Annotated in this window: 15 protein-coding genes and 2 pseudogenes; 5 read left to right on the plus strand and 12 right to left on the minus strand. The window is 40.6% G+C overall.

Annotated features, from left to right (window positions below; translation table 11 throughout):
* The first annotated feature begins 83 nt into the window (after window positions 1-83).
* Window positions 84-284: a nucleic acid-binding protein gene (locus MHB45_RS21015; protein WP_161922141.1), complete on the plus strand. Its 201-nt coding sequence runs from the start codon at window positions 84-86 to the stop codon at window positions 282-284.
* A 141-nt stretch (window positions 285-425) separates the two neighbouring features.
* Here MHB45_RS21015 and MHB45_RS21020 read toward each other — a convergent pair whose 3' ends face one another.
* Complete coding sequence (locus MHB45_RS21020) at window positions 426-1,112, minus strand: VOC family protein (protein WP_048686661.1); 687 nt, start codon at window positions 1,110-1,112, stop codon at window positions 426-428.
* A 173-nt stretch (window positions 1,113-1,285) separates the two neighbouring features.
* Window positions 1,286-1,933 carry a pentapeptide repeat-containing protein gene (locus MHB45_RS21025; protein WP_048686658.1) on the minus strand — a complete coding sequence of 216 codons (648 nt, stop codon included), beginning with the start codon at window positions 1,931-1,933 and terminating at the stop codon, window positions 1,286-1,288.
* Between the two features lie 432 nt (window positions 1,934-2,365).
* Between MHB45_RS21025 and MHB45_RS21030 the strand changes: the two genes are divergently transcribed.
* Entirely contained in the window at window positions 2,366-3,010 is a 645-nt protein-coding gene (locus MHB45_RS21030; RefSeq protein WP_048686654.1) for a DUF6944 family repetitive protein, read from the plus strand.
* Here MHB45_RS21030 and MHB45_RS28385 read toward each other — a convergent pair.
* Window positions 3,007-3,150, minus strand: a pseudogene (locus MHB45_RS28385) (VOC family protein); the annotation flags it as partial. The gene MHB45_RS21030 and the pseudogene MHB45_RS28385 overlap by 4 nt on opposite strands.
* A 79-nt stretch (window positions 3,151-3,229) precedes the next feature.
* Window positions 3,230-3,631: a hypothetical protein gene (locus MHB45_RS21035; protein ID WP_048686650.1), complete on the minus strand. Its 402-nt coding sequence runs from the start codon at window positions 3,629-3,631 to the stop codon at window positions 3,230-3,232.
* Window positions 3,632-3,796: 165 nt separating this feature from the next.
* Here MHB45_RS21035 and MHB45_RS21040 point away from each other — a divergent pair, with 165 nt between their 5' ends.
* Window positions 3,797-4,216 carry a MarR family winged helix-turn-helix transcriptional regulator gene (locus tag MHB45_RS21040; protein ID WP_048686687.1) on the plus strand — a complete coding sequence of 140 codons (420 nt, stop codon included), beginning with the start codon at window positions 3,797-3,799 and terminating at the stop codon, window positions 4,214-4,216.
* A 12-nt stretch (window positions 4,217-4,228) separates the two neighbouring features.
* A complete protein-coding gene (locus tag MHB45_RS21045) occupies window positions 4,229-5,428 on the plus strand; it encodes an MFS transporter (RefSeq protein ID WP_323066519.1) in 1,200 nt (399 codons plus the stop codon).
* A 59-nt stretch (window positions 5,429-5,487) separates the two neighbouring features.
* Here MHB45_RS21045 and MHB45_RS21050 read toward each other — a convergent pair whose 3' ends face one another.
* The 7 genes and pseudogenes from MHB45_RS21050 to MHB45_RS21080 form a co-directional block, all read right to left on the minus strand.
* On the minus strand, window positions 5,488-6,696 hold the full coding sequence (locus MHB45_RS21050) for a hypothetical protein (RefSeq protein WP_048686645.1): 1,209 nt from the start codon (window positions 6,694-6,696) through the stop codon (window positions 5,488-5,490).
* A gap of 24 nt (window positions 6,697-6,720) precedes the next feature.
* Entirely contained in the window at window positions 6,721-7,551 is an 831-nt protein-coding gene (locus tag MHB45_RS21055; RefSeq protein WP_048686643.1) for a hypothetical protein, read from the minus strand.
* On the minus strand, window positions 7,548-8,234 hold the full coding sequence (locus MHB45_RS21060) for an ABC transporter ATP-binding protein (protein ID WP_034310708.1): 687 nt from the start codon (window positions 8,232-8,234) through the stop codon (window positions 7,548-7,550). The genes MHB45_RS21055 and MHB45_RS21060 overlap by 4 nt, the downstream gene beginning before the upstream one ends.
* Window positions 8,231-8,611: a GntR family transcriptional regulator gene (locus MHB45_RS21065; protein ID WP_048686641.1), complete on the minus strand. Its 381-nt coding sequence runs from the start codon at window positions 8,609-8,611 to the stop codon at window positions 8,231-8,233. The genes MHB45_RS21060 and MHB45_RS21065 overlap by 4 nt, the downstream gene beginning before the upstream one ends.
* A gap of 192 nt (window positions 8,612-8,803) precedes the next feature.
* Window positions 8,804-9,559: pseudogene (locus MHB45_RS21070) on the minus strand (AAA family ATPase).
* 107 nt (window positions 9,560-9,666) lie between these two features.
* Window positions 9,667-10,278 carry a YdbC family protein gene (locus MHB45_RS21075; RefSeq protein ID WP_340908089.1) on the minus strand — a complete coding sequence of 204 codons (612 nt, stop codon included), beginning with the start codon at window positions 10,276-10,278 and terminating at the stop codon, window positions 9,667-9,669.
* A complete protein-coding gene (locus tag MHB45_RS21080; RefSeq protein ID WP_048686636.1) occupies window positions 10,265-10,804 on the minus strand; it encodes a GrpB family protein in 540 nt (179 codons plus the stop codon). The genes MHB45_RS21075 and MHB45_RS21080 overlap by 14 nt, the downstream gene beginning before the upstream one ends.
* A gap of 327 nt (window positions 10,805-11,131) precedes the next feature.
* Between MHB45_RS21080 and MHB45_RS21085 the strand changes: the two genes are divergently transcribed.
* Window positions 11,132-12,139 carry a LacI family DNA-binding transcriptional regulator gene (locus MHB45_RS21085; RefSeq protein ID WP_048686632.1) on the plus strand — a complete coding sequence of 336 codons (1,008 nt, stop codon included), beginning with the start codon at window positions 11,132-11,134 and terminating at the stop codon, window positions 12,137-12,139.
* A gap of 74 nt (window positions 12,140-12,213) precedes the next feature.
* Here MHB45_RS21085 and MHB45_RS21090 read toward each other — a convergent pair whose 3' ends face one another.
* Window positions 12,214-12,723: a GrpB family protein gene (locus MHB45_RS21090; RefSeq protein WP_048686630.1), complete on the minus strand. Its 510-nt coding sequence runs from the start codon at window positions 12,721-12,723 to the stop codon at window positions 12,214-12,216.
* Window positions 12,724-12,739 lie beyond the last annotated feature (16 nt).

Below are 12,739 nucleotides of genomic sequence, written 5' to 3' on the forward strand. Positions count from 1 at the left end.
ATTTTGGATATTTATGTTAAAATAAATCGAATTGTGAGTGTTTCTACTTAAGTTGTTTTTAAATGAAAAAGGAGTGTTTTTTAATGAGAAAAATTTGTAATCAGTGCCAAACTGAAATGATAGATGATTGCAAAGTAAATGTACAAGGCGGAATGAATGGAATTAAGATTAGCCAAAAGAAAGGACTTTTCAATAGTGTTTCTTCAAACCCTAAAGCATCTGTATGCCCAAATTGCGGTTATGAGGCTTTCTATATTGATAATTTTAGAGATTTTATTAAGTAATAATATAAATATAAATATATACAGCTAATCGATATTTGTAAGCAGAAGACTGGCATCATTGAAGAGAATAGATGCTGGTTTGGAAATGCATCAATGAGAGGCAGCCCCGCTTCTGCTTGATTGCCAAAATATAAATCTACATCATTCCACCTTTTTCAATTCCATACATCCTTCGCCATCCAATGAAATTTCCAGATGCTGATTTATGACTAGCGAAAGCGGAAAGGTTTCCGACTCTTTATCCGAGAAAATCCAACGCCGTTTCCTTGGACCTAAAAGTAAAAACGAACCTGCTTCATGTTCACCCATGAAATTCAATCCATCTTCTCTTATCGTTTCACCATTCCTTACAGGCACACCATTGCTGATCAACCGATTTCCCAAAGTCCTGACTTCATCTGTCGTAATGTTTATTTCACTGATGCACAGGACACTTTGAGCCGAAAAAGACTCAGCCCCGGATTTGGGCGATACGGAATATCTCGATATGAACTCGACAATGTTGCCTGAAGGGTCTAAAAAATAAAAAGACTGTGCGTCTAAAAAGCTGAAATAAACTTCGTCATCATCCTCTTCCCTGGTCAATTCCACTTTTGATTTCGCCCATGCTTTTGCCGAAGCAAATAAATTGGTCGGAATGTTCATGGCAAAATGGTAAAAAGGCTTTTCTTTGTGATGATATTTTTTGATTTCAAGTACACTTTCACCTGCCTTAATTTCAAAACCATCAACCGTTTGCGATAGTAGCTCAAATCCTAACACATCAACATAGAAATTCCGCATTTCATTCCAGGCATGACTATACAAAGTGACCTTATAGATATTCAACGACCAATCTCCCTTCCACTTAACAAATATTGTAAAGCAATACTGCATTTGTGCAAAGATTCCGTACTTTTCAAAATCTATATAATTCTATTCACTGTGCCTATTTTCACTACAAATAACTCAAAAAGGACCGCCAAATTCGGTGGTCCCTCGTTTCAGCCTTATTGAAAGGTTCACTCTTTAATTTTCAGTCCAAGCATGGCTGCAAAGACTATCGCTTGGTCCGGGGAAACTTCGCAGCCTTTTAAATCTTCCGGGGATACGGTAATCCTTTGAAATGTAGAACTGCTAATATCAATTCCCTTGAGCGGTGTCCGGGAAAAGTTCACTTCATTTAATCTGCATGTTTCGAACTTCACTTTAATGAATTTACACTCATAATAGTCAGCACTTTCCAATGAGCAATGATCGAACCTCACTTGCTTTAAACTGGAATAACCAAAGGCACTTAAATTCAGGTTGCAATTCTCAAAGAAGACATTCCCTAAGCTTGCGTCAGACAGGTTAATGCCTAAAAGTTTGGACTCTTTGAATTCCACACGATGAATCGAGCCGCCCATGAAATCGGCATTCGTTAAATCGCAATGATCAAAGATGACATCCGTCAGCTCGATATTCCTGAATGATACATCACTGAATGTCACATTTTTAAAAACAATCTGGGATAATACGATTTTGTCCATTTTTTCTCTATCGATCGTGCAGTTGGTTATGATACGGGACTCAAGATAAGGCTCATCTTGATAATATATTTCCTGAAAGTTCGCTTGTGTTAGGTCTTGGGGGATCTTTGGCTGTTCAATTTTGATTTTGCCTGACATATTATCACCTTTTCGCTTTATTCCTCAATCACTGGATTATCCAATCGATAGGGTTTCATCGCCGGTAATATAGCAACTGGTCCACTAAATTTCGACTTAACTATAAACTACATTACAGTGAAGTTCAATCTAAGAATTTCGCGAAAATGACTATTATTTTTCGTTATTTTGTGTCAACATTTTGCACAAAAAAAGCTGCCTCATCGGCAGCTTGCTTAATTCATGAACGTATTGAATCCTCTTGGTATCCGGTAATAATATAGAGCTGCAGCCATTATCGCTATCATTCCGCCTATCAGAAATCTCCTCCAGCTGTCATTATACCAATAAATGGGTGATTTTCAACAGGAGCCCTAAGTGATAAAGCAATATGTAAACAAACACTGTTTCCTGAATAATATAATCTAACCACTTTTAAGGAGCGTTTGAGATATGATCACTCATGGAGATGACCTCCTTATTTCAGGAGCATGGTTACTCGGCATCGGTACACTTGTAGGTGCAATCGGGCAAACCCGGCAAACTTTAACGAGCACTGACCTCGGAAAAGATCTCGTCCTCAAAGGGAATGGCATTGAAGCCGTTGGAAATTCGCTGCAAGCAATCGGCCGTTCGAAAATGCTGAATCCGGAAAATGAACGTACGGAAACCTATTTCATATTCGGTTCTTGGCTTGAGGCCATTGGCAATATCGCAGATGCAGTTGGAATAGGTATGCAGTTGAGTGGTTCAGTGGAGGAGGGCATTAGAACCGATGCAATCGGCAGTGGAATCCAAGGCCTGGGCGCAGCTATTGAAGCATTCGGGGCATCGCTGACTGAGGAGACCATTTCACGCTCTTTTGAGATCAAGGGAAATGGCCTCATTTCAGCCGGTTCATTTTTGGAATCCGTGGGAAATATTTTCATTTTAAATGAAAAAGTACGGTTGGGAGAACATATTCTTTTACTAGGCAGCTGGACCCAAGTTTTCGGTGCATTTATATTGATCGAGGCCTTTTCACTTGACCCAGAACCCGAACCTGAGAAAGGGAAAGATGGACATAACCGCCATTATAGCTATGCCAACTATCGCTAAGGGGCCACGAGTTCGACCTTCATCCGATCGGGATCTTCGAAATATACCGCATAATGATCCTTCTCGCCGGCAAAAGGATGCTTGTCGGCATAAAGGATGGAACCCTTTAACTTTCTGGCGATCTCGCCAACTTGTTGCCGGACCGGCCACTCCCCCTCCGAGAGGTAATGCAGCCATTTCCCCGCCCCCTTTATCAAAAACCAACGTGCGCAGATCCACTTATTTTATGATTCCGTTATAAATCTCTCCGCCGCCATTTATTTTGATAATTTTCAGGCGATTGGTATTTTTGACGAAAACGGTTTTATATTGTTTTTCACCGTTCAATTCAATAAGGAATACTCGCTTACCATCGTTATCCGTTTCCTTATTGAAAGTATAGTCTTCGTTGCCGATTTGCTCGATGATTTTGTCATATTCGGGCAGAGAAGACCACTTCTCATGTTTAGGACTTGTTTGAGTTTCTGTTTTCGAGGGTTGTTTTTGTTGTTCATTTTCAGTTTGGGTTTGATTTTCTTCGGTTGTTTGGACAGACTTCCCCCTGTTTTCATCCGCTTTGTCATTATTGCAAGCAGTTAGCATTGTTGCTGCGGCAATTAACGCGATCATAGATTTATTCATGCTTCACATCATCTCCTATTCCTATATTCCCATTCATTTTAACTAAAAACCTGATTTAACTAAACAATACAAATCCGAGTGGACAGAATGGATTTATCTTGTTATTATAGTTACTCAGGGTAACGATTACTCACGATAACTATATATTGATAAGAGGTGTTTCTGATAAAGACTTTCCAAAAATTCTTTCAGCAATTATTGCTGCTGTACCGGCCGTTTGAAAATAATCTTAATATCCAGCTGAATAAGCATGATTTACACAGGGCGCAATGGTCCATTTTGTATTACTTGAACAATTATGGTTCGGCGACGCTTGTAGAGCTTGCCAATTACCAAAGCGTGGAGAAACCCACGATTACGAGGACCATTGCCCGCTTGGAAGAGCTGGGGTATGTCGAGCATGTGCCAAGCAAAGATAAACGCGAGAAAAGGATGCGGCTTACGGAGCTTGGCAAAAAGGTCTACAGCGAAGTCCGCGTGACAATCGATCAATATGAACAGGAAATCTTGAAAGGGATCACGGAAGAGGAACAACTCGCTGCCATACGCATCATGGGCGAAATTAGAAATAACATTATAAAGTAAGGAGATAATAACATGGATCAATCCAGAACCAGACTGTGGACGAAGGACTTTGTCATCGTTTCGTCCATCAATTTTTTCATAACATTAATCTTTTATTTACTGATGGTGACACTTGCCATCTATGCTGTTAATGAATTGGATGCTTCTACAAGCGAAGCCGGACTCATATCGGGAATTTTTATTATCGGGACGTTGATCGGACGTCTGTTCATCGGCCGTTTCATTGATTCAATCGGCCGCAAGAAAACATTATTCATAGGTTTGATCTTTTTCACTTTGACAACACTTCTCTATTTTGTGGACCTTGGAATCGGCTTCCTGCTTGTTAACCGCCTGATCCATGGGATGGCAATGGGGATGGCAAGTACTGCGACAGGTACGATCGTCGCGCAGATCATTCCGCCGACACGAAAGGGTGAAGGCATCGGCTATTACAGCATGAGCGCAACACTTGCGACGGCTATCGGTCCTTTCATCGGTCTGTTCATGGCTCAAAATACAAGCTTCCAAGTCATTTTCAGTTTCTGCCTGGCTTTAGGTGTGCTCTCCCTTATTACAGCATTCTTCCTGTATGTCCCGGCATTGAAAGTGACGGCAAAAGTTACGGAAAGCAAAGGATTCAAGCTTTCCAATTTCATTGAACCTAAGGCACTGCCCATTTCCATCATCACTCTGTTATTGGCTTTCTGTTATTCCAGTGTCCTTTCTTTCATCAGTTTCTATGCCATTGAAATCAATCTGGTCAATACGGCAAGCTTCTTCTTTGTAGTGTACGCAGTAGCCGTATTGTTATCACGTCCTTTCTCAGGACCATTGATGGACCGGAAAGGATCGAACTTCATTATGTATCCGGCTTTCATTATTTTCGGAGTCGGCTTGCTGCTTCTAAGTATGACAACCAATAGTTTCACTTTACTGGCAGCTGGTTTCCTCATTGGCCTCGGATTCGGTAATATGCAATCAAGCTCGCAGGCGATTGCCGTTAAACTGACACCGCCTCACCGAATGGGGATGGCAACATCCACCTTCTTTATCATGCTTGATGCAGGACTTGGCTTCGGCCCTTATATTCTGGGATTCATCATTCCGGTAACAGGTTACAGCACACTTTATGTCATCTTGGGCGTTGTGGTCATCTTAACCTCCGTCCTTTACTACTTCTTGCACGGCAAGAAGGAACGTACAGCCAGAACGAACTTGGCTTCCATTTAAATGAAAAAGGGATATCCCATTGGAGGATATCCCTTTTTATTCAAAAGCTTAGTTGGTCCTTATTTTATTTCCAGGTCATCGATATAAAGTTCAAAACTTTTGCTGTTCTTTTTATTTATGATTGTTTCACCTTTATATAAAGTCTTTCCAGTCTTTATATCTGCAATCAGAAGTTTGGCAGGCTTGTTTGTTTTCCCCACTTGATTCATTCCGTTCAATAGGAAGTACACACGCCCGTTCTTAAAGGCAGCGGTATATTGCTCTTCTTTATTAGCAGCTATATCCAGCTCGGTGTCATTCGTTAACGATTGACTGCTGAGGTCAAACGTTTTAATGCGATATTTACCTGATTTCATTTCAACTGTATAAAGGTTTTTTCCGTCTGTATATCCTGATCTAGCCATTTCCAGGCTAAGTGATCCTTTTTTAACCGTTTCTAATTTTTCCGTTTCATAATTATAAGATAAAAGCTTGCTTTCCTTTAGTTTTTCCTCAAAGCCATCCTCATGATTTACCCCTTTAATTAACGAAATGAATACCATGTTATTTGGCTGTGAGGGAGCAAGATCGATTGGCATCTCAAAATCAACTTGTTCTGGGTCAGTAAAGGTTTCAGATACAAGGGTTTTATCGCTCAAGACTTTTTTATTGGCTACATCGATCGTATACAGATGAACTTCTTTTGTCTGCTTCTCATTGTTGGAATTCACATCATTCATCGTTAAAACCTGTAGTTTTGAATGGACCAACTGCACATCCCTGACATCAGCATTCATGATTCTCCCTTGATTCGGAAGTTCAATTTGGAATGAAGTTTCCTCTTCGTCCTTCTTCTCCAGTAAACCGATATCAAACTCCGCTTCCATATTCCCACTCTTTGTATATTCGCTATTCACCCGAGCGTAAGCGAGGAAATCATCGTCTTCATATAAAGAACTAATGGAATCTCTGCCACGCATAAATGAACGATGTTCTTTTACCAATCTTTCAATTTCATGACCTTGTCTTCCAGTTAAGTTCTCCAAGTAAGACCTTTCGCTGGCATATGTCGTTGTATTGGATTCAATTGTTAATGGTTCATAAAAATTACTGCCATTTTGAAGCGAAGCATTTATGATCACCGGATCAAGCTCTTTATCGCTCCCTTCCAGTGTCTTGAACGTATACTTTGGAAGGCTGGAAGCGGAGGAAGCTACTTTGACATAATAGGTCCCGATGCTTAAGATGACAACCATTCCAATAATGATGCTGCATAAATAACGTTTCACCTTGTTCACTCTCCTTTAAAGTTGTTATACGGTAACGCGATTTTTCAATAACCAAGCACCAAGCCAAACCGATAATCCTGTCAAAATGATTCCTAATGCGAGCAGCAGGCCAAATAATTCATTAGGATAAAAATAGAAATTCCCAAACTCCATTACGAAAAATGGAGCTAAAAACAACACCGCAGCGATTCCGCAATATAACAAGCCCATTATGATTCCTTTTATGCGGAAACTTCTTTCAAACATGATCGCCGTGAATAATATCGACATGATCATAAGACCGATGCCATAAGAAAGCAGGAATTGCGTGAACGTGCTTGGAATGATCAATGATAAAATCGGATTGGCTATCGTGATAGTAGAAATTGACATTTCATTCAAGAGCGCTTCCGGCACATTCGAATTAAATAGGGCATTTTCCATAGGTAAAATGATGATTTGGAAAGCAATCAACCCTAATACCATCAGGAAGATGGCCGTAGCTTTTGAAAGGTAGATCGATAATCTGGATGTCGGTAACATCAATAGACGATAAATGAACGTATTCTTTCCAAACCAATCACGATACCAAATAAGGAAAATGTAAAAAATAAGGGCAACCGCACTCAGCGCTATCGGTCCTACAAACAAGAGGGTATTGGCAATATGGTTAAAATCAATGCCTCCATAATTGGTAATATAAGCGGCTTCAGATAGTCTTTCTTCTTTCATGATATCCCTGGCATCTTTAAGAAGGCTCTTCGTTACGATGATCACTCCCGCAAATTGCGAAACCAAGGTGATCAACAATAAGCTAAGATAGATTTTACTGAAACGGTTGATTTCAAAGTTCACTAGTTTTATATATCGCATCATGATTGATACACCTCTCTCATTACATCGACTACCGACTTTCCTTCCTCTTCCCGCATTTCTTCTGTATTGAACTCTTTAAGCACTGTACCGTTATCCAATAAAATGACCTTATCGATCAAATGTTCAATATCACCGATTTCATGGGTCGTGATGATGACTCCTCTATCTTCAATCAGGTGGCTCGCAAAGACATCGGCAATTTGCTCGCGGCTAAACATATCGATTCCCGAAAATGGTTCGTCCATCAGTACATAATCGACGTCAAGGGACAAACCAAGCATCAGGTTGAGCTTAGCTGTATTCCCTTTTGACAATTCCGAAATGCGATTCTCCTCTTTAAGCTTGAAAAAACCCATTAATTGGTTAGCTCTTTCCGGATTCCAGGACGTATAGAAATCCGACATGAAAACCATGGCCTGTTTAATGGTCATTTGCGGAAGCATGGTTGGTGCGTCCGGAATGAAGGTGATTTTTTCATAACTGTCCTTTGTCATCTTTTGATCATCGATAAGGATTTCACCTTTATATGGCGTCAAGCCCATGATCGCTTTGAGTGTAGTCGTTTTACCGACACCATTTATCCCGATCAGACAAGTGACTTCCCCTTTATTGGCTGTAAATGAAACATCATCCAAGATCTTTTTCCGTCCATAATTCTTGGAGATCTTTTTTACTTCTATCATTGTTCTTCCTCCTCCCTTATTTCTTCCGAGTATTTTTCTTTAACCACACGAAGCAGTTCATCAACCGGTACATTAATCGGACGAATCGCATCGACAAATGTATCGACGGCCGCCAAAATCAATTCCTGCCTTACAGCCTGTAAAATCGTTTCATTCGTTGTGATTTGACTGGGGAAATTTCGTTCTGTATGAATCAAGCCCTGTTCCTCCATTTCTTTATACGCTTTTTGAGCGGTATTGGGATTTATATTGAGTGAAGCCGCCAGTTCTCTTCGTGAGGGAATTTCCTGCCCCGCCACGAAATTACCAATGGCTATTTGTTCTTTGAAATGCCTAACGACTTGCAGATATACCGGTTCCCGGGTATTTACGTTCATTAAAACCACCCCCTATTTATTAAAAAAAGCCTGATATGCGTGTATGTACTAAGTGGTTCATACACCTTATAGATGTACTATACCCGTAATACACCTAAGCTGTCAACAAGGAATTCCAAAAAAATGAAAACCCCGTATGCGCAGTGCAGACGGGGTTTTTCCTTAGTTGCCTTTCAAGGAGATGCTAAAATCTCATTGAAATAGATGATGAAGCAGCCGATCTTTATCTTCAAAAAACTGTTTCATTAACAAATAGTGATTGGACTCCTCTAACGTCACCTCACCCATTCCCTCATCGGAAATTTGGAGGATTTTAGCATCCGGATAGGCCATGATGATCGGGGAATGGGTGGAAATGATGAATTGGGATCCTTGTTGAACAAGCTCATTTATCCTGGCCAGCATCGATATTTGTCTCAATGGGGACAAAGCAGCTTCAGGCTCATCGAGGATATACAATCCATCGCCTTGAAATCGTTTTACAAAAGCAGAAAAAAACGATTCCCCATGAGATTGCTGGTGCAGCGATTTTCCACCGAAGGAATCGATGATTTTCGACCCAAACGATGACTCCCTGTCCAATTCCTCTATATTCGTAGCTAAATTATAAAAGGTTTCCGCCCTAAAGAAAAAATGATCCTTCGGTTTGTATACGCCTTTTTTCAAACGGAGGTATTCGTCCAAATTGGAATGTGAATCATAATTGGAAAAATTGAAATTCAACGTTCCTCCTTCTGGATTGAAGCCATACGCAATCGCAATCCCTTCAAGCAAGGTGGACTTCCCCATTCCATTTTCCCCGATGACATAGGTAACACTGGGATGAAAAGCAACTTACTGAAGGTGCTTGATAACCGGAAGATCAAGAGGGAAATGGTCATACGAAGATATTCGGTCTCTATTGAGGTAGATGCCCCTGATATACTGTGAATCATAATCTAGTTTCATTTGTTATCACCCTTCTGCAGAATATGTTCTTAGAGCCATTCCATTAAGACTGCAACAATCCAATACGCCATTGATTGTTCAAATTGATAGATTGATAATGTTTATTACTAAATGACCGCCCACTTTGGATGCAATTCAATTAAACTTACTGAAATGCGCTGGGTCGAATCTTTCACTCCCGATTCGTTTATCAGTGCAGGCAATTCCTTATCCGCAAACCGTTGATGTAAATCTTCATTATCCCATAATGATGAGGCCAGATATCTGCCGTCTTGCCTTTTACCGAATGCGCCTGACAGCATGCCCGGTATCATCCCCCTGTTCCCTGCCTCTTTTAGCACCTGCTCAAAACGGGCTCGTTTAACATTTTCAACAGAACATTCAGCCACTCGAAGTAATTTTCCCTTATCAACAAAACCCGTAATGTCCGTTGTTCCTATATTGGATATGCTCTCGAATATATCGACAGAAATATTTGTATACGTACTTCCCTGGTCACTCTTGGCGAAAATTTCATCATGCTGATGCTGCATGAAACGTTGATGACAAAGGAGATCTTTCCAAACGGAGAGAATGCCTGCTTCACAGGGTTCATTTCTATTCCACCCTCCGATTTGACCGATGAAGCCAGCACAATGGCGCAACTGTCCCCATCCCTCTTGTGCTTTTGAAAATGAACGCTTGTTTTCCTCATTCACTTGGCATTTAATCCACTTCATTAGCATGATGATCCTCACGCTTCGCCCAATGTTTCGCTTTTTCATCGACCTTTTTGATAAAATCATTTTTCCCGTTTACATAACCATTGATATCAATTGGAAATTCCGCTGCCAAGCGCTGCTTCAGCCTACTATACTCTTGTGCTTCATCAGGGTGTGCCCGCAAATAATCCCGAAAAGCGAGGTGTCGGGCAATTTCTTCATGTCCTTTTTGAAACATGTGAATATGGTGCGTCCTCTCATCCCCGCCTTTACGAAAAAAACGTCGGCCAGCGATTCCGTTCTCCCCCTTGAAATCATACCCCATCTCTTCCATCTCTTTATTAAAGTCAGCGACACATTCCACATCTTTCACCACTGCCAAAATATCTATTACAGGCTTGGCATGGATGGCCGGAATGGCCGTACTGCCAATATGGTATACATTCAACATTTCAGGCCCGAAAATATCCTCTAATTTTTGGCATTCATCATGAAATAGCTTGGACCATTCTTTCTTATATGGTACGACCTCTACCTTTCTCATGAAGCCTCCTTGATAGGAATTCGCGTTTACATTCCTTTTTTACTGTTTCCTTATTTTAACACCAATGTGCATGCATCACAAAAAAGCAGCCGGGATAATAACCCCAGTTGCTTTTTGGATAACGCTTACATTTCATTTGTTTTACTTCGCTTTTTGTATGGAAGCCACATTTTGATCTTTCAAAATAGTTGGTTTCATGCCCCTTCGCTGCGGAATGCCTCTTTCCTCCTGTTTCTTTGCTAACTGGCGTTGGAATCATCATGCTCCTTTGTTATGATGAAGGTATCCCGTTCTAGTTCAAGAAATAATATCCTTTAGGAGAACATCATGAAAAAAAAGAAAACTACCATATCAGATGTTGCTGAGAAGGCCGGTGTTTCCAAAAGTACGGTTTCTCAATATATTAACCAGCGTTTTCGTTATATGAGTGCTGAAACAAAGGACAGAATCGAGCAAGTCATCCAAGAACTTGACTTTCGTCCCAATGATAATGCCCGGAATTTAAAAGTGAAAAAAACAAAGGTCATTGGCATACTCGTAGCTAATATTTTACATACTTTATCCACTGAAATCATTCGTACCGTAGAAGAACAGCTTCAGCATCACGGCATGAAAGTATTCATATGTGACTCTGCCGATGATCCAGAGAAAGAAAAAGAATACCTTGATTTGCTCGTTTCTACTCAAGTGGATGGAATCATCATCTTTCCGGTTGGAAATGATTTTAAAGTCTATAATTACTTGATCGATCATTCCATTCCAATGGTATTCGTCGATCGATTAGTTGATGGCGTAACTTCCGATTCCGTTCTTTTAGATAATCATGCTGCAATCTTTTTAGCCGTTTCCATGCTGGCTGAAAAAGGACACGAAAACATTGCATTTTTAACCTTACCGATTGATATCCCGATCACACCAAGGCTGGAGAGGATCGAAGGATTTAAAAAAGCGATGGCATCTCATAAATTGGAAGTAAGGGAGGATGATATTCATTCTTTACCCAGAAACCAAATTCAAGAAAAACTGGCCCGGATATTCGATGCAGAAAAACCACCGACAGCCATTGTGGCAGGAAATGATTTAGTATTACGTGAAATCCTTAGCTATTTAAAAAAGCAAAAAATCTCGATTCCCGGGGAAGTGGCGATTGTCAGCATTGATGATGTCGCTTATACGGAGTTTTATGAACCATCCATCACGACAATTGGACAGCCCATACAGCAAATGGGAATTAAAACAGCTGAGTTACTATTGAATCGGATAACCAATTCGGATCAGGCCCCGTACATTACTTATCGGTTTGCCCCCGAACTCATCGTTCGAAGTTCATGCTAATTGTCATACAAAAACGGCAGTTTAAACCACTGCCGTTACCATTTTTCAAGTAATTCAAAACTTCACCTTGGAAGTCAACCGCCTTTTGCTGATTCCATGACATTTAAGATAAATGGCGCTTTCGCTTTTGTGTACCCCACTATATCTGCAGGATGCTTTTCTGCTAAGGACATTTTTAATTGCTGGTATTGTTTCCGTACGTCAGGATGGCTTCTTAAATAGTCCCTGAATGAAAGTTGATCCTTCCACTGTTCACTTCCGAATCTATAGATATGCAAATGGTGTGTCCCCGCTCTCCATTGGCCTTTTCTAAAGAAACGCCTTTCAGGAAACTCCTTATGCGGGACAAATTCATACCCAATCGATTTCAATGGTTCAATGAACATGTCAACTTCAGCTAAATGTTGGACGCCAGCCATGATGTCCAAAATCGGTTTTGCCCCCAACCCCATGACGGATGTACTTCCAATATGCTCGACACAAAGGGAATCGTTCTTTAAAACCTCCATTATCCTCGCTTTTTCCTGTTGAAATTCACCGACCCAATCAGGGTTATATTCCTCGATCTTCACTGTTTTTTCCATATAATCACTCAACTTT

It is taken from the genome of Peribacillus sp. FSL K6-5616 (assembly GCF_038008245.1).
Taxonomy (GTDB): Bacteria; Bacillota; Bacilli; order Bacillales; family DSM-1321; genus Peribacillus; species Peribacillus frigoritolerans.

Excerpts from the sequence above, each read along its gene's own strand:
- MHB45_RS21030 (WP_048686654.1), top strand. The coding sequence starts at position 2,366 with ATGATCACTCATGGAGATGACCTCCTTATTTCAGGAGCATGGTTACTC.
- MHB45_RS21045 (WP_323066519.1), top strand. The coding sequence starts at position 4,229 with ATGGATCAATCCAGAACCAGACTGTGGACGAAGGACTTTGTCATCGTT.
- MHB45_RS21060 (WP_034310708.1), bottom strand. The coding sequence starts at position 8,234 with ATGATAGAAGTAAAAAAGATCTCCAAGAATTATGGACGGAAAAAGATC.
- MHB45_RS21025 (WP_048686658.1), bottom strand. The coding sequence starts at position 1,933 with ATGTCAGGCAAAATCAAAATTGAACAGCCAAAGATCCCCCAAGACCTA.
- MHB45_RS21065 (WP_048686641.1), bottom strand. The coding sequence starts at position 8,611 with ATGAACGTAAATACCCGGGAACCGGTATATCTGCAAGTCGTTAGGCAT.
- MHB45_RS21055 (WP_048686643.1), bottom strand. The coding sequence starts at position 7,551 with ATGATGCGATATATAAAACTAGTGAACTTTGAAATCAACCGTTTCAGT.
- MHB45_RS21035 (WP_048686650.1), bottom strand. The coding sequence starts at position 3,631 with ATGAATAAATCTATGATCGCGTTAATTGCCGCAGCAACAATGCTAACT.
- MHB45_RS21080 (WP_048686636.1), bottom strand. The coding sequence starts at position 10,804 with ATGAGAAAGGTAGAGGTCGTACCATATAAGAAAGAATGGTCCAAGCTA.
- MHB45_RS21015 (WP_161922141.1), top strand. The coding sequence starts at position 84 with ATGAGAAAAATTTGTAATCAGTGCCAAACTGAAATGATAGATGATTGC.
- MHB45_RS21085 (WP_048686632.1), top strand. The coding sequence starts at position 11,132 with ATGAAAAAAAAGAAAACTACCATATCAGATGTTGCTGAGAAGGCCGGT.
- MHB45_RS21090 (WP_048686630.1), bottom strand. The coding sequence starts at position 12,723 with ATGGAAAAAACAGTGAAGATCGAGGAATATAACCCTGATTGGGTCGGT.
- MHB45_RS21075 (WP_340908089.1), bottom strand. The coding sequence starts at position 10,278 with ATGAAGTGGATTAAATGCCAAGTGAATGAGGAAAACAAGCGTTCATTT.